The organism is Paludibaculum fermentans, assembly GCF_015277775.1.
In the GTDB taxonomy this organism is placed as follows: Bacteria; Acidobacteriota; Terriglobia; order Bryobacterales; family Bryobacteraceae; genus Paludibaculum; species Paludibaculum fermentans.
On record NZ_CP063849.1, the window covers coordinates 841,371 to 860,529 of the forward strand.

At 62.8% G+C, this 19,159-nt stretch carries 10 protein-coding genes; 3 read left to right on the top strand and 7 right to left on the bottom strand.

Annotated elements, in window-relative coordinates; genetic code table 11:
• Positions 1-75 precede the first annotated feature (75 nt).
• Positions 76-2,163, top strand: a complete 2,088-nt coding sequence (locus IRI77_RS03370) for a serine/threonine-protein kinase (protein ID WP_194450674.1) — start codon at positions 76-78, stop codon at positions 2,161-2,163.
• A gap of 213 nt (positions 2,164-2,376) precedes the next feature.
• Positions 2,377-3,717 carry an argininosuccinate synthase gene (gene argG / locus IRI77_RS03375; protein ID WP_194450675.1) on the top strand — a complete coding sequence of 447 codons (1,341 nt, stop codon included), beginning with the start codon at positions 2,377-2,379 and terminating at the stop codon, positions 3,715-3,717.
• Between the two features lie 199 nt (positions 3,718-3,916).
• Here the strand turns inward: argG and IRI77_RS03380 are convergent, their stop codons facing one another.
• The 4 genes from IRI77_RS03380 to IRI77_RS03395 form a co-directional block, all read right to left on the bottom strand.
• Positions 3,917-4,960 (bottom strand): ThuA domain-containing protein, encoded by a 1,044-nt coding sequence (locus tag IRI77_RS03380; protein ID WP_228486576.1) that lies wholly within the window; start codon positions 4,958-4,960, stop codon positions 3,917-3,919.
• A gap of 268 nt (positions 4,961-5,228) precedes the next feature.
• On the bottom strand, positions 5,229-6,533 hold the full coding sequence (locus IRI77_RS03385; RefSeq protein ID WP_194450676.1) for an Nramp family divalent metal transporter: 1,305 nt from the start codon (positions 6,531-6,533) through the stop codon (positions 5,229-5,231).
• Entirely contained in the window at positions 6,530-8,083 is a 1,554-nt protein-coding gene (locus tag IRI77_RS03390) for a phenylacetate--CoA ligase family protein (RefSeq protein WP_194450677.1), read from the bottom strand. Before IRI77_RS03390 ends, IRI77_RS03385 begins: the two co-directional genes overlap by 4 nt.
• 4 nt (positions 8,084-8,087) lie before the next feature.
• On the bottom strand, positions 8,088-11,180 hold the full coding sequence (locus tag IRI77_RS03395; protein ID WP_194450678.1) for a TonB-dependent receptor: 3,093 nt from the start codon (positions 11,178-11,180) through the stop codon (positions 8,088-8,090).
• A gap of 191 nt (positions 11,181-11,371) precedes the next feature.
• On the opposite strand from IRI77_RS03395, the gene IRI77_RS03400 reads away from it, so the two are divergent.
• A complete protein-coding gene (locus IRI77_RS03400) occupies positions 11,372-12,532 on the top strand; it encodes an acyltransferase family protein (protein WP_194450679.1) in 1,161 nt (386 codons plus the stop codon).
• 63 nt (positions 12,533-12,595) lie between these two features.
• Here the strand turns inward: IRI77_RS03400 and IRI77_RS03405 are convergent, their stop codons facing one another.
• The 3 genes from IRI77_RS03405 to IRI77_RS03415 form a co-directional block, all read right to left on the bottom strand.
• Entirely contained in the window at positions 12,596-13,876 is a 1,281-nt protein-coding gene (locus tag IRI77_RS03405; RefSeq protein WP_194450680.1) for a hypothetical protein, read from the bottom strand.
• A gap of 252 nt (positions 13,877-14,128) precedes the next feature.
• On the bottom strand, positions 14,129-15,409 hold the full coding sequence (locus IRI77_RS03410) for a serine hydrolase domain-containing protein (protein ID WP_194450681.1): 1,281 nt from the start codon (positions 15,407-15,409) through the stop codon (positions 14,129-14,131).
• Between the two features lie 225 nt (positions 15,410-15,634).
• Positions 15,635-18,937, bottom strand: coding sequence for a TonB-dependent receptor (locus tag IRI77_RS03415; RefSeq protein WP_407674027.1), 3,303 nt, complete (start codon positions 18,935-18,937; stop codon positions 15,635-15,637).
• Positions 18,938-19,159 lie beyond the last annotated feature (222 nt).

Consider the following 19,159-nt stretch of genomic DNA (forward strand, 5'->3'; position numbering starts at 1 on the left):
GCCTGGTATGGTTCTGATTCGCAACTCCCGCATGCAATTACTACTGGCCGTTCCTGCTCACGAGGTTGAGGGCAAATGATCGCTGACCGGTACGAAATCCTTGCGACCCTGGGGAGGGGCGGCATGGGCGAGGTGTATCTCGCTCGCGATCATCGACTCGATACCGAGGTGGCGCTGAAGCGGGTGCCGCTGGAACTGGCGATCGAGCCGCGGGTGCGGGAAGCGCTCGTGCGTGAGGCGAGGATCCTGGCGCGACTTTCCGATAACCACATTGTCCGGCTGTTCGATCTGGCCGATACGGCCGATGGGCTGTTTCTTGTTCTTGAGTACGTTTGCGGGCCGAGTCTCGACAAAGTGCTGAGCAGGCGGGGGAAGCTGCCGCCTGAAGAACTGCAACACGTTGTGGACCACGTTGCGCAGGGCTTGAAGCGCGCGCATGCGATGGGCGTGATCCATCGCGACCTGAAGCCGGCGAACCTGCTGGTTCAACTCACCGGAGACGAACGCCGGCGCTATTTGAGGGACGGGGCACTGCCGCCGACACTGCTGAATGCCGACATCAAGGTGACGGACTTCGGGCTCGCGAAGGCGGTGCAGCAATCGCGGGTCGAGATGTCGCAGAGTATCTCAGGAACACCGGCATACATGGCTCCGGAGCAGTTTCGCGGCGAGATGCCAAGCGCCGAAACGGATATTTACGCGCTTGGCTTCGTGGCCTACGCCTGCCTGGCGGGGGCGGTTCCGCTCGGCAATGCGCAGCCGGTCTATTTTCACCTGCAGGTGACGCCGCCACCCATTGCCTCTGTTCCGGCGCATATGAATGCCGCGATTCAGAGAGCGATCAGGAAAGAGCGGGCGGATCGATTTCACGATGTCACGGACTTTGCTGTCGCGTTGCGGCAACCGCCACCGGCGGCCCCGATGCCAGTGGTGCCCGCCGTCGCGCCGCAGCCAGTGCCAGATGAAGCCAAGACGAAGTCGATGTCCCGGGCGGGTTGGCGCTTCCGGACGAAGAAGGGGAAGGCCGCCACGCCCGCCGGTATCGTGGCGGTTGTGCTGGGATTTCTGATTTTGATCCCCTTCCTGATCCGCGAGTCAGGCAAGAGTCCGGTTGCCTCGCAGCCGGGTGAGGTGCAGAGCGCGGCGGCACCACAGGAGCTCCCGCCGCTGGCGCCCCTCAATCCGGCTCAACGAATCGAGGATCTGCCGCCAGTGATCGAGGGGGCACAGATGCGCAGCGTGCCCGAGCCGCTGCCGCGCGGAATCGCCAAACCGGAGATTCTGACACGTTTTCGCGCGACGGGCGCGCGGATCCTGGCCTTCGGACCCGATGGCACGCTGTATGTTTCCAGCAATGGAGGGGATATCGGGGCGATTCGCGACGGCCGGGTTCTCTGGCAGTACCGGCTGGCTGGAGATGCTGCGAGGCTGTCGATCGCGGCGAATGGTCTCCTCTGGATCCGTTCCTACTACGGAGGAGAGAAGCTCTTCTGCTTCAACTCGGCGGGTCAAGGCGGCGAGATTACCGATCCAGCGGTGGTCGCCAGGCGGTCGCTGGAGCTGAGCCGTGAGGCGGCGCTCATTCCCACCGCCCGGTGCGCCGACGCTGGGGGCGAAAGACGCGAGCCAGCGATCGAGATGCCTTTGAATCCCCTAAAACTCAAGTGGCGAACGACGCTGGACTATGAGTGCAACCGGGACCCGGTAGTCGGGCGAAATGGGAACATTGCCGCGCAGACACGGTCGAACACCGAGTATCTGTTGGCGAGCGACGGACGAGTTCTTTGGACGTACGCGGCTGAGTGCCCATTCTCCAGCCAGATGCTGCTGGCCAACGGCACCGTACTTGGGCTTTGTTCCAGCCCACAGCAACTGCTGGGTATCCGCGACGGGCGCAAGGTGTTCACGATTGCCTCGGAGCACGGTGTGTCGAGTCCATTCGCGCAGGATGCCGGCAGTGATTTCTATCGGCTCGAGAGCTCGCAGCTATATGACGAGAAGCGGCTGATTCGAACAGATGCCGAGGGCAAAGAAGTGTGGAATGTGGGGCTGAAGTTGAAACTCAGTACGGAAGCCGCAATGGGTCCGGATGGCAAAATCTACATTCTCAGTACAGGTCCGGCCGGGGCTGAGGCGATGATCCTCGGAGACCGGCGGCCCTGACCGGTTATGACACCGGGGAACGCCTGTAACGCGCTGATTCCAGGTAGCTTTTCCGGCAGTTCCGACTGTGTGGTCCAGGGATTTGCTGGGGGTGCTGGCCCCCAAGTGGTTTGTCGGGAGCCCGTCGAAGCGCCGGTGCCCTTCGATTCCCACCGCTCGACCGGCCACGACTCGCTAGAATAGAAAGTTACCCCTCAAAGACTGCGAATCACCATGGGTCACATTCTCCAATCTCTTCCCGCCGGCGAAAAGGTCGGCATTGCCTTCTCGGGCGGACTTGACACCTCCGCCGCCATCTATTGGATGCGCCAGAAAGGTGCGATCCCGTATTGCTACACCGCGCACCTGGGCCAGCCGGACGAGGCGGACTATGATGCCATCCCCCGCAGGGCATTGGAATGCGGCGCTGAGAAGGCCCACCTGATCGATTGCCGCCAGCAACTGGTCCGCGAGGGCCTCGCCGCCCTGCAATGCGGAGCTTTCCACATCACGACCGCCGGCGTCCCCTACTTCAACACCACACCGATTGGACGCGCGGTCACCGGCACCATGCTGGTCTCCGCCATGAAGGAAGACGACGTCAACATCTGGGGGGACGGCTCCACCTACAAGGGCAACGACATCGAGCGGTTCTACCGCTACGGCCTGCTGGTGAACCCCAAGCTGCGGATCTATAAGCCGTGGCTGGACCAGACCTTTATCGATGAGCTCGGCGGCCGCAAGGAGATGTCCGAACTGCTCGAGAAGGCCGGCCTCGGCTACAAGATGAGCAAGGAGAAGGCGTATTCCACCGACTCCAACATCTGGGGCGCGACGCACGAAGCCAAGGATCTGGAGTTTCTCGCCAACGGCATCAAGATCGTGGAGCCGATCATGGGCACTGCGTTCTGGCGGTCCGATGTGGACGTTCAGCCGGAAACGGTGACCGTCGGGTTTGAAGAGGGACTGCCGGTTACTTTGAATGGCAAGTCGTTCGCCGATCCCGTGGATATGGTGCTCGCCGCCAATGCGCTGGGTGGACGCCACGGCCTGGGCATGTCTGACCAGATCGAAAACCGCATCATCGAAGCGAAGAGCCGCGGCATCTATGAAGCGCCGGCCATGGCGCTGTTCTTCATCGCCTATGAGCGCCTGGTGACGGGCATCCACAACGAAGGTACGCTGGAGCAGTACCACACCATGGGCCGCCGCCTGGGCCGCCTGCTCTACGAGGGACGCTGGTTTGATCCGCAGGCTTTGATGCTTCGCGAGACACTGCAGCGCTGGGTGGCCAAGGCTATCACCGGCGAGGTGACTCTCGAACTGCGGCGCGGTAACGACTACTCCATCCTCGATACCAAGAGTCCGAATCTCACCTACAAGCCCGAGCGGTTGACCATGGAAAAGCACGAAGGCGCGTTCTCGCCGCTCGACCGCATCGGCCAGCTCACGATGCGCAATCTGGACATTACGGATTCGCGCGACAAGCTGTTCGTCTACGCACACGCCGGACTGATTGCGCCGCAGACGTTCGAGGGGATGCGTTTGCTGGACGGAGAAAAAGAAGAAGAGTAGGGCTGCTCCGATTTGGGCAGGCCGCCGGCTCGGTGTCTGGGATCGATGGCAGAGAGCCAGCCAGGAATTGGTCGGCAGGCACGACTATGCCCAGGAACTTTCATTCAAGGCGGCGTACCCGGCATCGCTGACCGAGACGTGCGGGCATCCGCGTTTGCCGTGGATGCCCGCTTGTCGATTGGAAACCGTGGGCCAGGGTTTAGTGGCTGGCGGGCGTGCTGGGCGAATCGTCGGCGGGCAGGTCGCCCAGGGCGTACTGGATGCCGGCGAGCATGTGGGCGACGAAGGGCCGTGAGAAGTAGACCTTTTCATCGTGGCCGTGGGCTTCGTAGAAGACACGGCCCTGGCCGACGCGCTGGATATAGCTCAACGCGTAGTCGCCGTCGGTGCGTTTCGTGTTGGCCGGCTCCTTGGCCTTGTCTTCCGCGCTCATCTTGGCGTAGTTCACGCTGGTGAGGACGTGCACCTTGCTGCGGCTATAGGAATCCTGCGCGAACGTGTACGTCTCATCGACGATCTCGTAGCCGCGCGCCGGGAACATGGACGTGAGCGGGCTCTTGGGGTCGTCGATCTTCACGGTGATGAGGGTGGGGTAGACCCAATGGAACTTGAAGAATCCGCCCATCACTTCGTTGAACTCGGGCCAGGTGCCGGTGAGAATGGGCGCGGCTTCCGGTGTGGCTCCGCGGGTGGTCTTGTGGTAGCAGTCGGTGGCGGCGTGGATGCCGGCGATGCCTTTGCCCTGTTTGACGAAGTCGAGCAGCGCCTTGCGGCGGATGTCGGTGACGGGCTTATCCTTGGGGTCGTCCAGGAACTCGCCTGTGGTGCTGGCCAAGAAGACTGCGTCGTACTGCTTCAGGTTCTCCGGGTTGATGTCGGCGGCATCGTAGGTGATGGTGGTCATCCAGGCGCCGGTCTTGTCGCCGAGGTATTCGACCATCTTGGCGGCCAGGGGAATGGAAGTGTGAACCCAGGTCACGGCGCGGCCGAGCACCAGCACGCGGCGGACCTTCTGCGGAGTGGCGGGGGCTTTGTCGGGCAGGGCGGCCATCATGGCAGCAATGTCCGAGGGGTATGCGAATTGCCGTTGCGGGCAGCCTTTGGTGAAGCCGCCGCTAAATCCTTCCGGCGGGCAAACCAGGGGCTTTTCCGGAGCCGCCGCCTGTTGGGCAAAGCCCACCTGACCAACCAACGCCACCGCTGCGAACGCAGCACAGAGGCCGAATGCCATCCTCTTCGTCATCGTTATACTCCTGAGTCTCGAGATGCCAGTCATTTTCCAACGACGACCAGGATCGAAGAGATCAACCACCCGGTGCTTCCCTGGCAGGACCCAAGGGCCGGCTCCACGATCGAACTGATCGCCCAATGAGAACAATCCTCAATCGATGCAGCCCGACGAGGGTTCCCGGAGGTGGCTGCCCCGATGAATGGTTTCAAAGTGCCGATCTGACAATACATCATCTCTCGCATCTCTGTCGAAGGCGCGGCCTCGGCGGCAGCGGCCGGCGCTACCACCAATTGATGAGATTGCGGAGCATCAGCCAGATGGAGACGACGATCATGACGGCGAGAATGGTGTTTGTGGTCCACCCGTTGGTGTAGGCTCCCAAACGCTTCCTGTCGTTGGTGAGACGGAGCAGGGCCAGGGCGAGGACGGGAATGAGCACGACCATGAGGGAGTTCACGATCAGGATGATCACGACGGGTTCCCATTTCGTGAACAGCACGTAGAGGGGCGAGAAGCACCAGAAGGCGACGAAGCCCCGGAAGTAGGGGTCGCGGCGTGTTTCCGGCGCCGGGCGTTTGGAGGCGAGACCGGCGGGCCTGGCATCCGCCGCATGGTCCGGTGCGCGGGCGCTCACCATTCCATTCCGAAGGATGTCTGTGACCATGAGCGCGTAGCCCGTGGTTCCTCCGATGAAGCCGGAGAAAGCCGAGGCCCACATGCCGGCGCCGAAGATGAGACGCCCGGCCACGCCCAAACTCTGCGAGAAGATCTTCACGAGGTCGTTGGCATCCTTGAGTCTCAGGCCGAGCGGGTGGATGGAGGCAGCGGCGGCGATCTGGACGAGGGTTCCCAGAAGAAAGATGCAGGCGATGCTGGTGAAGAGGTCGAAGCGCTGGCGCGGCAGGTCTTGGGCCGTACTCCAGCCTTTGGCCCGGAGGAAGTAAGAGTAGGTCAGGTTCGTGAGCGAGCCGGCCTCGGTTCCGATCAAGGCCATGACGAGCAGGGCCGCGGAGTAGGCGCCTTTGTCGGCGGGCAGGCCGGGCAGGATGAGAGCCTTCCAAAGGGCGGCCGGGTCGGCGTGGGAGAGGAACGCAGCGACGATGAGGGAGGCGGTCATGACCGCGACCAGCGCCTTGCAGCAGTGCTCGATGACCTGATAGCCGCCCCAGAAGATCATCGTGAAGGCGAGCGCGATGGAGAAGACCGACCAGAACTGGGCACTCCAGGGGAAGGGCAGGGGGAGCAGAAGGTGGATGCAACTGCCGAGCAGAACCACCTTATACATATTCGAGAGGTGGCGGACGACGATGGTGCCAGCCAGCACGATCCGGACCAGCGGCTTGCTGAGCCTGCGGTAGCCATCGAGCAGCGTTTCGCCGGTTACGAGGACATACCGGGCGGACGTATCGAGCCAGGCATAGCGGAAGAGGAGCGTGAAGCCGAGCGCCCACACGAGGGCATAGCCATAGGTTGCTCCGGCTGTGGCGTTGGACACGAAACTGCCGGGTCCGCTGGCCGTGAGGGCGAATACGATGCCGGGGCCGATGGAAGCGCTCCACCGCGCAAGTCTCGAATCCTGTTTCATCTGTTGATATACAACGGCAGGATTTTGCCGGCTTTCGTCGTGAAAGGCTCCTGCCGTCTGATCTGCAAAGTGGAGCCGTCCTGCCAGAAGTTGGCCATGAGCTGGTGGCCGCGGGAGTATGAGGCCAGGAACTCAAGAGCGGTGCGGACCATTCGCGGCTCGTCGATTGGGCCTACGCTGGGCCTGACGACGAGTTGCACGCGCGAGAGTCCACCCTCTTCCTGCTCCACTAACTGATAGTCGGAAGGGCCTCCACCGAAGGCACGCGGCAGGACTTCTTCCAGGAGCGCGATCAGTTCGGTGCCGAGGAAGTGCATGCCTTCGCTGGTCAGTTTCTCGTAACTGCGAATGTCCCGCAGGTGGAGGTCGAAACCGAGGTTACCAAAGGGGCAACCGCAGGCGCGGCGTTCGAGGGTGGCCGTGTCTCCGGTCTCCACATTGAGCATCAGTTTGGGGCAACTGGGATCGATGGAGGTGAAGAGCAACGCGCCGTCGGCCCGCTGGATCACGGCGACTTTCGAGAGCAGCAGATGAACGTCGTCCACACCGATGCTGTCCGCGCAGGCCATGGCCACGGGGCCGAGTTCGGACATGGAGTAGTGGCAGACGATGCGGCAGCCGGCTTCCGCGACGGCCTGCGCCTTGGCCTCAGTGAGCGCCTCGCCGCCGACACGAAATAGACTGCCGCTGATATCGAGGCCGGCCGCGCGGGCGGCCTGGCACACACGTACCGCGCTGCTGGCGAGTGTGTCCAGGTAGGCCGGGCGGCCTTTAGCCCGCACCTCGGCCAGGAACTCCGCGACACGGATCGCATTGGAAAGCGGCACATGGACAGGCGCCGGTTGTGCCTGGCGAAACAGCTTGCAGATGGCCAGGGTCTGGCGCGTGAAGCCGTAATACTTCCATTTGCCTTTACCGGCATCCACCGGGGACTGGGAGAACCAGCGGGCCGTGGGGCGTCCGAGCTTGGCCTGCATGAGGATCTTCTTGACGCCGGAGTTGTCGGGTGGCACGGGGCGCCAGACGGCATACGGACGTTCCAGCGCGTTCAGGCCAGCCAGGTGAATGTAGTGGCAGGCGGCGTCGTGCGCGATCAGATCGAGATCGAGCAGCAGGCGGCGCGAGTGCCCCCGCGAACCGCCGCTGCGGCCGGAGAACTGGGCGCGCAGCAGGGGATTGTCAAAGTCCTCGGGCCTCAAGGCCGCGGTGTAGCCGTTTCTGGACAGGGCCCGCTGGCCCTTAAACTCGGCCAGTTCCATGAAGATGCCGGCGTCGAACAGCGACTGGAGAGCGCCCTCGACGCCCAATTGGGACGTGCGCCTGGTGAGTTCGGCAAGATCGATGCCGGAGCGCTGGAAAAGCGGCAGGTACGGGCCGCCAGGGTTCTGGAAGATACCTCGTTCGGCTAGGGCAAGAAACGACGCACTTCTCGAGGCCATGCGCCTGCGGATCAGTTCAGCACACTGCGCAGGCGTTAGCGGATGGCGCAGGAACGCGGGCAGCCCCCGTGTATAGCGCAAGGTCATCCGGATCTCGTCGAGGAAGCTCACGAAATTAAAAGACCACCTTAATGCCGAATTGGATCTCGCGGCTGGGGCCGGCGCTGGTGATGCGGCCCACATCCTCAGGCGTGGACGTGCTGCTGAAGACCTGCATGCGGCTGGGGTCGGGGAGATCGAAGTTTGTATGGTTTGTGGCGTTGTAAGCTTCCGCGCGGAAATCGACCTTTACCCGATCGCCGGTCCATGGGGGATGGAAGACGCGGCCCAGGAAGAGGTCGGCCTGGAAGAGTCCGGGTCCGATGATGGTGTTCCGGCCGAGATTGCCGAGGTAGCCGGGCACGGGGCGCTGGAACGCGGAAGGATCGATCCAACGGAGCGGATCGTGTGTCACGGGGTTGTTGGAGGCCCCGGGCTTGAGGTCGGGGCGCTGGCCGCCCAGGCGGTCTGGTCGTCCGGTGAGAGTGCGTGCGGCATCGTAGCCGAGGGTTGCGGAGAAGGGCAGGCCGGAGGCGACGGAGACCACGCCGCCGATGCGCCACGCGCTGATGAGCCGGCCCCAGCCTGAGGATTTCGTTGGCGCCAGCCACTGGGTGTTGGTGACAAACGAGTGGCGCACGTCGAAGTTCGACAAGGCTCGATTGAAGCGCGGATTGTTGACGGGAATGCCGATGGAGTTGGAGGATTCGTTGTGGGCGAACGTGACGGAGTCATCGTCGATGCTCTTCGAGAAGGTGTAGGCCGATTGCAGCGTCAGGCCGCGGCGCCATTGGCCCGTGAAGTTGAGCTGACCGGCCTGGTAAAAGGACTGCCCATCAAACGTGCGGTTGCGAATCATGCCGAAGGCGGGATTCTGCCGCTTTCCTCCGGCGGCGAAGTACAGCCGCCCGTCGGGGAGGATCTGCGGCACAGCCAGGTTCGCGTCCTCGATGAGGGCCGAGAGATGCAGGCCATGTGAGCCGACGTAGGCCAGTTCCAGGTGGCCGGCGCGGCCGAGGGGTTGCTGCAGGTTGACGTTCCATTGCTGGACGTAAGGCTGAGTGAAGCTGCGGGGAATGCGCTCGGCGCGCAAGTCAATACTGGGCGAGTTGACCAGCCGCTGATAAAGCCCGGAGGGGAAGTCGCCGGGCGAGACGGCGTTCGCGTCACCGCGCAGGTAGAAGGGCGGATTGCGCACGCCGGTGATCAACAGATACTGCGAGAGGACCAGGTCAGAGTAGATGCCGTAGCCGCTCCGCAGCACGGTGCCCGGGCGGCCAGGCAGGTTCCAGGCGATGCCGGCGCGCGGGGCGAAATTGCGGCGGGAAGGATTGTCGAACAGGGGGCCGGAGGTGCGCATTTGCGGGCTGGTGAGATCGTCCAGGTTGGACATGCGTCCATTCACTTCCGTGGGCACGCTGGTCCATTCGTAGCGCAGGCCCAGGTCGATGCGGAAGCGTGGGGTGATGCGCCAGGCGTCCTGGAGGTAACCTCCGGCGATCCATTGGCGGAAGCCGCGGACAGTACTGGAGCCGGGCAGTTGGGCCCTGAGGCGCTGGGGCCTGTTCGTGAGGAAGTCGGCCAGAGAGGCGAAGGTCAGTTCGCCGTTCTGGCTGCTGCGGCTGTCCTGGTTGAACCGCGTTCGTTCGACAAACGCACCGATGTTCAGGATGTGCCGGCCGGAGCTGACGGTGAAATCGTCGTACGCCTGGAAGGAGGAGAAGGCATCGAGTTCCGCGTCCAGCGCCTCGGAGCCGCCGGGGAACTGGGTGAGGCCGGGTACGTTCACCAAGCCGATGGAACGCGCGCCGGGCACGAAGATCAGGCTGGGGTCATCGACAGCCGGATCAGAGGCGTGGGTGACGTTGAAGTTTGTGACGGAGCGGCTGAAGCCCAGGCGGGCGGCATTCATGATGTGGGCGGAAAACACATGCTGCGATTCCAGAACGGCGGATTGGGTCCGTGTGTTGTTGAGCTGCTGTCCGAGGGCGAAGGGCGTCTGGCTGTTCCGGTTGCCGGAGTCGAGGTTGTAGCGCAGAAACAGCGAGTCGCTGGAGGAGGCCAGCCAGTCCACTCTCGTCGACAGGAAGCGCTCGTTGCCGGTTGTCTGGTTGGCGAAAATGAACAGGCCCGTTTCACCGAAATCCTGACCATTGGCACGAGGGAAGAGACTGAGCAGCCTGGCGATGGCTGGATCGACGGTCACCGTCCGGTCTTTCAGGATGCCCGCGCGAGTGCGTTCGCTGATGGTGGTGTTGATGGTCGTGGAGCCGCGGGCCTGCCAGAGCGCTTCCGCATTGGCGAAGAAGAAGAGCCGGTTCTTCGCGATGGGTCCGCCCGCGCTGGCGCCTGACTGGTTCCGGCGGAACTCCTGCGGGGCGGCGCCGTCAAAGAAATTCCTGGCGTCGAAGTTGTCGTTGCGCAGGAAGTGATAGAGCGTGCCGTGGAACTCATTGCCGCCGGAGCGTGTGGCCGCGTTGATGACGCCTCCGGCCGCGCGTCCGTACTGGGCGCCATAGGTGCCGTTGAGCACGACGAACTCGCGGATCGCATCGACCCCGAGATTCAGGCCGTTGATGCTGCCGGGTGTGGAGCTGGTGTGGTCGGAGATGCTGATGCCGTCGAGCCGGTAGCTGTTCTGAACGGGGCGCGAACCGGAGATGGACAACTGGATTCCGAAGCCGGTGTTGGCATTGCGCCCCTGCGCGCGCGCCACCAGGACGCCGGGTTGGAGGGTTGCGAGTTGCAGGTAGTCGCGGCCGTTCAGGGGGAGTTCGCTGATCTGCTCCTGGCCCACCAGGGAGGATAGGGCAGCGGCGGACGTGTCCATCGAATGCACTTTGGCGCTGACCTGGAGAACGGAGGTGTTGCCGGCGACTTTCATGGCCGGATTCACGACCACTTCGCGGTCGAGGGTCAATTCCACGGGGCTGACGGATTGAGGAGTGAAGCCGGCGGCTTCAAAGGTCACCTCATAGCGGCCGAGTTCCAGAAAGGCGATGCGGTACCGGCCGGATTCGTCGGATTGCGTCGAACGCAGGTTGCCCGTATCGAGATTTCGGATGGCAATCGAGCTTCGGGGAATGGATGCACCGGATTCGTCGCGGACCTCACCGGCAATGGCGCTGGTCCGGCCTTCGGCGTGGAGCACCGTGGCGAGTAGGCACATTGCGAGACAGGATGCTGGACTCCGGCTAATCACTTGGTTGCCATATTATAGCGTTGGCGGAGGCACCCAGCCGCCGCCGCTCGGGGCTGCCGGATGAGGATCCCAAAAAGTTAAGCTAAGTCGAAAGATTTCCCCATCCTGGTCCTGGCAAACGGCGGTGCACGACCCGAGAAAAGGTAGAATCTACCTCATTGCACGAAACGCCGATCCATCCCGGGAAGAATCTGGCGGAAGCTGTTGTGGCGGAGCGGGCCTGGGTTTCGTTCCAGGATACGGGGCATTTCGGCAGCCTCGACGGTTTACGCTGCCTGAGCATTCTCGCCGTGATCTGGCAGCATGGGCCGGGTGCGGACCGCCAGGGCCTGGCGGGCAGCGGGTATATGGGCGTGGGGCTTTTCTTTGCCATCAGCGGATTCCTCATTACAACCTTGTTGCTGAGAGAGAACGCGCGCTTCGGCCGCATTTCCCTGGCGAGCTTTTATTGGCGCCGCTCGTTGAGAATCTTTCCGTTGTACTTTGCCGTACTGGGCACCTACTGCATTATGGTTTGGGCCACAGCCTCGGGTACAAGCACAGCGCGGAAATTCTACGCCAACGTGCCTTACTTCCTCACATACACCTCCAACTGGTTTGTAGGTGCCCAGGGAACCTTCGCGTTTGCATGGTCGCTCGCAGCGGAGGAGCAGTTCTATGCATTCTGGCCATCCGCGCTCCAATTCCTGCGGCCGGCACGGGCGGTCTGGCTGGTGGTTGCGATGTTGATCACTACCGTGGCCTGGAACTCAACGGCCGTCTGGGCTGGAATCCGTTCGCATCCCGCAGGTGTCGTCCTCGGGAGCCTGCCGATGGCCATTGGGTGGGGTAGCCTGGCAGCTTTACTGCTGCACCGCCGGGCCGCTTTCACTCTACTTTGGAAGTTCCTTGGCCTCCGATGGGCATCGCTAGTTTGTGCCGGTTCGGTGCTGGCGGCGATCAGCGTTTTCCCGGCCAATGAGATCGCGCCGCATTTCCTGTTTGCGGCACTGGTCGCGTGCTGTGTCATTCGGGAAAACGGTATCCTGGCACCAGTTTTGCGTCATCCCTGTGTCGTTCATTTGGGCAGAATCAGTTACGGTATGTACCTGCTGCACGGGCTGGTCGGAGTGCTGCTTGGCAAAGCCGCCACGCAGCTTCCAGCCGCCCTGGGGCCGCATCAGGCGGGGGGCTATTTCCTCACTGTGATAGTGACCGCCGCGCTAGCGACGCTGTGCTTTCGCTATTTCGAGACGCCTTTCCTCCACATGAAGTCGAGGTTCGCGCCCACGCGAAACACAGCGGCGGCGGAGCTGGCCAGTTTCTCCACGGCAAAATAAACCGGGCGGCCCACAAGTGAGCTCGCCCGGCTGTGTTGAGGATTTACTACTGATTGGAGCGAACTAATCCGGCCACGTTTCAAACGGCGCCTTGGGCATCCGATGCCCCCAGGCCTCGGGGCCCCAGCAGCGGGTGCCGACCAGCGGCTCAGTCGCACTGGTGTTGACCAGTTTGACTCCGCCCTGTTTCGCGGCGGCGTAGGGGATCACGAACTCGTCGTTTAGCGGTTCGCCGAGGCGGATGCCCGACTTCACCTCGACCTGATGGTTCGCGATGGTGCCCTGGCCATGGCTGAAGTGGATGATGCAGAGGGCAGCGGGCCCGGTGAGAACGGTCTCCGCGCCGGGTGCGAGTTCGAACTGGCGCAGGCTGAACACCTCGTCGCCGTTCGGCTTGCCGTAGACGCGCCACTCGTCGTGGAAGCCGCCCTGGCTGGCTTCCTCGTCCACGACAGGCAGCAGGAGGTGCTTCTCTACGATGTACGGATCCTTATTCCGGCGCATATCGATGTCGGAGACAAGGCGCTGCACGCGGTCCTCGCCTTCAAGCCCTTCCGGCAGGTGGCGGTAGAGCAACTCCTGCCCGAGGAAGACCTCACCATCGGGACACAGCACGTGGCTCTGGTAGAAGCGGAAGTCGTCGCGATCGCGCTGCGGTTCTTCCGTATTGACGGCAGCGGGTCCGTGCAGGATGCGCGTGGGGGTGAAGAAGCCGGTGCCCATGCGGATGAGCAGATTGCGCGCGTGGCTGCGTAGGTGGTTGTCCTTGCCGGCAATGAAGTCGCGCACGCTGTCGGCCATCATCTCTTCGTCGAAGTACTCCATCAGGCCGAGCGAGGTGTGGCAATCGTTCTTGTAGCGCTTGTTGCGCCAGGGGTTGAAGTTGTAAGCCTCAGGCTTCCACGGATGCATGTGGTGGCCCAGCGGATAGAGGTTGTCGAACTCCTTATTATAGAAGCCCGTGCCGCCCAGGGTGCGGTACAAGGGGCCCACCATGAAGTCGGGTGCGCCGTGCACCGCCGCGTTCATCGGGATCAGGAACCCGTCGGGATGATGGAAGTGGCACAGGCCTTCGCCGTGGATGCCGTTGCCGGTATCGGCGAGAATGGCGCTGCCGTTCCATCTTTCATCGATGGCCCAGCCGTTGGGGCCTTCCGGGAAGTAGTCGGCATCCACCAGTTCCAGGTTCTTGCCGGGCAGGCAGAACTTGCGTCCGACAAAACTGGGGAAGCACCGGAGTACGCCGCCGCCGGCTTCGGCCGCGGCCTGTACGGTATCCGCGGCGCCATCCTCCATGATCGACAGGTCGGAGCGGTAGAGCTTGACGTTGAGAGCAGTCCTCATCTTTGTACCTATTTCGTCCCCTTCAGATTCCACATGGTCTCAGCAACATCTGAGAATAGCAGTACTCGAAAAGCTGACGGTATCGCAGCGGAGAGACAGCCGTCAACCCCTGCAGGGAGGCCGGAAACCGAGTTGAGGCGCCGCGCCGGGCATTCGCCGCAGCTTGTTGAGGCTGCGTGAGTTAGCGGAGTGCCCAGGGCTCCTCGTGAACGCGAGTTCTGCACACTTTCCGGAGGTTTGGATCGGCGGCGGTTACTCCAGGATGGCCTGCATCACGGCGTTCTCGAAGTCGCGTTGAACCGGGGTCACCTGCGTCTGGATCATGACGATGGTGACCATCTTCTCCGCGGGATCGATCCAGGCCTGCGTGCCATAGGCGCCGTCCCAGCCGAAGCTGCCGGTGGACACGCGGAGGCCGGCGGCGACGGAATCTTCGACGACGCCCACCAGCAGCCCGTAGCCCATGCCTGCGGCGGGCCGGCCGAGTTTTCCGTTGAACATGCCGCCGACGTGATTGGAGGCCATCAGCTGGACAGTCCTGGGGCTGAGGAGGACATGACCATTCAACTTGCCGCCGTTGCAGAGCATCTGGGCGAATTGAAGGTAGTCCTCGGCGGTGGACATGAGGCTGCCGCCCGCTCCGAAGAAGGTCTTCGTGGAGAAGCCGTCCTGGTTGTCGGCCTTCTTCAGGCCTTGCGGGCTCTTTGAATAGAGGGTCACCATGCGCGGACGGCGGTCGTCCGGCGGGTAGAAGAACGTATCCTTCATGCCGAGCGGTTCAAAAATGCGGGTCCGGAGGAATTGATCGTAGGGCATGCCGGAAACGATCTCCACGATGCGGCCCAGCACTTCGGGCCCGGCCCCGCCGCTATAGGCCCACTGCGTACCCGGCTGAAAGTCAAGCGGGACTGCCGCGAGACGTGGAACATAGGTGGCCAGCGTGTCGGAGGGTTGCCTGGGATTGATCTTGGGGGCTTCCTTTGCGCCGAGGCCGCCGCTGACCAGGCCGGAGGTATGCGTGAGCAGATCGCGGACCGTGATTTCGCGATAGGCGGGGACGAGGTAGAAGCCGGGGTCAGCGGCGCGCGCCCCCACGGGCCTGGGTGTGATGGAGTCGGTGGGCAACGCGACCTTCATGTCCTTGAACTCGGGGATGAACCTCGAGACGGGATCGTTGAGCCGGAGCTTGCCCTCTTCCACCATCATCATGACCGCGACCCCGGTGATGGGTTTCGTCATCGAGGCGATGCGGAAGATGGCATCCGTCGACATGGGCTTCTTCGAGTCCAGATCCATCAGGCCGTGAGCCTGGAAATGGACGACCTTGCCGCGCCGGGCGACCATCGTCACTGCTCCGGAGATAGCGCCCGCGTCGACATGGCGCTGGATGGCTTCGTGGATGCGCTGCAGGCGCTCCGTTGACATGCCCACGTCCTCCGGCTTTCCGGTTGGCACGTGACCGGCGGAGGCGAGCCCCGCAACCAACGTGGTGATGGCCGCAAACCCCGTGAACCTCGATCCGATTCGCAACATGGCTGGACTCCCTATTCCACAGATCCGGACGCGGGCCACCAAGCCTGGATGCCCATAGTCCAAAGACATAGTACCTGCAAGTAGTGCCGCCCGCATTCCGGAGCGGTGGCCGCGGGCGGATGGTCCGAGGCGTAAACCGGAAGGCCGGCGATTCTTCGATGGGAAGAGCGCCGGCCTTCGTTGTGGGCGGACTGGACCCGTTGCCGGAGTGGCTGGATCCGAGGGCTAGAACTGGAACCGGAGCGCCATCTGCAACTGGCGCGGGTTCCCCACGGTGCTGGTGATCTGGCCCACCTGGGCGTTGCCGATGTTGGCATTCGGCTGGCCGAGTTGGGGATGGTTGAAGATGTTGAACGCCTCGGCGCGCAACTCGAAACGCATCTGGTCTTTGATCACGAAGTTCTTGAACAGGGACATGTCCCAGTTCCAGCGGCCGGGTCCAAAGAGAATGTTGCGGCCCGCGTTGCCATAGGTATAGGCGGCCGGGGTACCGAAAGCAGCGGCGTCAAACCAGCGAAGGCGCGTACCGGGGTAGCTGATGGGGCCGACCACGTCTGGACGGCTGCCGGTGCCGTTCGTGGTTGAGGTCTGGAGGACCGGCGAGAACGGCAGGCCGCTCTGGATCACGAGGATGCCATTGGTCTGCCAGCCGCCGAGCACCGCGTTGGCGATGCCGCCGTGATTCATCAGCGTCTTGCCTTTGCCGAAGGGCAGTTCATACAGGTAGCTCACGGTGAGGCGGTGGCGCATGTCGGTGATGGAGTTGCCGCGCTCGGCTTTGATGTTGCGCGGATCCTGGGGTTGGGGGCCGGCCGAGCCGCCGCCGAACTCCAACGGCACGTTGTCGATGGAATGCGACCAGGCGTAGCCGACCAGCGCGCTCATGCCCTTGGCGAAACGCTTGTCGAGGGTGAACTGAAGCGAGTGGTAGGAGCCCAGACCGTCCGTGGAGAAGTAGCTCACGTCGCTGATGTTGGGCGCGATGCCGTAGAGCGGCCGGCGCGTGTTGAGGGCCGCGGCTCCGGGGATAGGCTGGTTGGCATTGTAGGTGTTGTACAGCCGGCGGCCGAGGTTGCCCACACCGGCTAACTTCACGACCATGGCGAGCGGTGTGATTTCGTGCTCCAGGGTCAGGTTGTACTGTTCCGCGTAAGACGGCCGGAATTTGGCGTCGACCGCGAAGACGGCGCCGAACGGCCTGTCGGCCAGTGTGTAGTCGACGGGCACCAGCGGAGCGAACCCATCGCGAACACGAGGTCCGACGTTGATATCGCCCGGCGAGACGGTGACCGTTGAGCCAAAGGGGAGTTGGCGGAACAGACGGAGGCTGCCGCCCTCGCTGCCGGTGGGGTTGTAGAACATGCCGAAGCCTCCGCGCAGAACGGTGCGTGGCATCAACTGGTAAGCAAAGCCGAAGCGCGGGCCGAAGTTCTTGCGGTAGGGCTGGACTCCGGCATACTTGTCCACGCCATTGCGGCCGGCGATGTCGATTTTGGCGGTGGAGATGTTGAAGTTGGCCCAGCGGTTGGCAACTTCGCTATAGGGCGTGTAGTAATCCCAGCGAAGTCCGAGGTTGAGGGTCAGTTTGCGAGTAATGCGCCAGTCATCGGCGAGGTACAGGCCCCATTCGCTGCCGCGTTCGCCTGGCCAGTTGAGGGTGTAGTCGTGGGCGGCGGTGGTGGCGAAGCCGAGCAGGAAGTTGGCCATGCTGTCACCGCCGGAGCCGGCGCGCGAGTCGGTCAGGGCCGGCGAGAAATTGAAGCGGCCGTTGCCCTGGTTGGTCTGGTAGATGGTGAGTTGGCGGCGGCGGAAATCGAGACCCCATTTCAGCGTGTGCTTACCGCTCGTGAAGCTCATGTTGTCGACGATCTGATAGGTGTTCTCGCGGCGGAAGATGGGCAGCGAGCGGGTCTGCCCGATGCCGATGTAATTGCTGGGCGAGAAGATGGGCAGATTCTGCTCGTTAGGCGTGACGTTGGCGTTGGGGACACCCAACTGGTTGCCGAGCGCCTGGCCGGGGGCGAACTGATCGGCCGTGTAGTCCAGGCGGAACCGGTTGAAGCCCAGCCGGAAATCGTTCACGAGCTTTGGCGTGATGACACGCGCCCAACTCGCGACGGCGTGCTGATCCGGCGAAAACGATGTGCCCGCGAACGACCCTTCGTCGCCCAGGTTCACGGGAATCGAGATGCCCGGGATGCTGGTGGAGGGGAAGCTGCTGGGTACGCGTGTTTCGGTGTTCTGGATGGACCAGCGGGCGAAGAAGTTGTCCTTCGAGGAGATCTGATGGTCGACGCGAACGTCGCCCTGGTTCCACTTCTGGTTCTGGACGAGGTTCGCCAGGTAATTGTTGAACCGCCCGCTTGAGGTGGGGTTGGGATAGGCGCGGACCATCTTCAAGGCGATGGGATCGAAACGGTCGGACGGGATTACGTTGTTCGCGAACGCATCGCGAATGACACCTGTGCCGTTGGGGTTGGGCCGGGTGGAGAGCGGATCGTAAATGGTGGCGGTCTCGCTGAAATCGCCGGTCCGCATTTTGGCGGTAGGGATGTTGCCAAGCAGCAACTGCTGCGAGTCGCGGCGATAGCCTTCGTAGTCGAAGAAGAAGAACGTCTTGTTCTTGCCGTTATACAGCTTGGGCAGGACGACGGGTCCGCCGAACGAGCCGCCGAACTGGTTCAACCGGAAGGCGGGGAACGCCGTGCCTTTGGGGCTGAAGTAATTGCGGGCGTCCATGGCCGAGTTGCGCAGGAACTCAAAAACGCTGCCATGCATCTGGTTGGTGCCGGACTTTGTGATGACATCCACCACGGCTCCGGAATTGCGGCCGACGTCCGCGCTATAGAGGTTGGTCTGGATTTTGAACTCGCGCACGCCCTCGACGGGAGGACGCAGCACGATGGAGAGCGTCAGGCGCTCGTTGTCATCGATGCCGTCATACAGGAAGTTGTTCGAGCCCTCGCGGTTGCCGTTGGAGAAGATCTCGGTGCCGGGACGCCGGTCGTCCGGACGCGACCCGCTCATGATCGTGCCGCCGGCGGAGTAACCCACGCCGTTGACGCCAGGGCTGAGCGTGGCCAACTGGACAAAGTTGCGGCCGTTGAGCGGCAACTGGTTGACCAGTTGCTCGTTCACGACCGTCCCCAGGACCGAGGATTCGGATTCCAGCAACGGAGCCTGCTCCGTTACTTCGATCACTTCCGAAGTCTGCCCCAGTTGCATCGTCAGGTCCAACTGAGTCTGCTGGTTGACCTGGAGCGTGATGCCGCTTCGAACCAGGCGGCGGAAGCCCGGCGCCTCCACGGTGACTACGTAGTCACCCGGTGACAGCAGCTGCACAATGTAGCCGCCCGTCGTGTTGCTGAAGGTTTCGTGATCCCGGTTCGTACCGGAGTTGGTGACCCTGACTTTGGCGTTGGCAACAGCGGAACCACTGGAATCCAGGATGGTCCCACTGATTTCGGCCGAAGCGACCTGCGCGTACACTGGCGCGTTCAGGGCGCAAAGGAATGCTACCAAGCACATCCATTTCGACATTGAAGTACCCCTCTCGACTTGGAAGATCGGACCCAGACTTCACACTCAGTGCGAGCGGATCGAAGCGTTCCCAGGCTTCCTCCAGTCCCCGATGGGGATTCGCCGCCCACAAAGCTGTGTCAGACAGCCTATAACATTTCATTGCAGATTTCTGATATTTCAGTTGGAGGCCCGCAGCCAGGGCCCTGGACGGCCATCGCGGCGGCCGCT

Bases quoted from the DNA above. Each gene is read 5' to 3' on its own strand.
- IRI77_RS03415 (WP_407674027.1), bottom strand. From the start codon at position 18,937: ATGTGCTTGGTAGCATTCCTTTGCGCCCTGAACGCGCCAGTGTACGCG.
- IRI77_RS03380 (WP_228486576.1), bottom strand. From the start codon at position 4,960: ATGACGAAGAGGATGGCATTCGGCCTCTGTGCTGCGTTCGCAGCGGTG.
- IRI77_RS03395 (WP_194450678.1), bottom strand. From the start codon at position 11,180: ATGTGCCTACTCGCCACGGTGCTCCACGCCGAAGGCCGGACCAGCGCC.
- IRI77_RS03405 (WP_194450680.1), bottom strand. From the start codon at position 13,876: ATGAGGACTGCTCTCAACGTCAAGCTCTACCGCTCCGACCTGTCGATC.
- IRI77_RS03385 (WP_194450676.1), bottom strand. From the start codon at position 6,533: ATGAAACAGGATTCGAGACTTGCGCGGTGGAGCGCTTCCATCGGCCCC.
- IRI77_RS03370 (WP_194450674.1), top strand. From the start codon at position 76: ATGATCGCTGACCGGTACGAAATCCTTGCGACCCTGGGGAGGGGCGGC.
- argG (WP_194450675.1), top strand. From the start codon at position 2,377: ATGGGTCACATTCTCCAATCTCTTCCCGCCGGCGAAAAGGTCGGCATT.
- IRI77_RS03410 (WP_194450681.1), bottom strand. From the start codon at position 15,409: ATGTTGCGAATCGGATCGAGGTTCACGGGGTTTGCGGCCATCACCACG.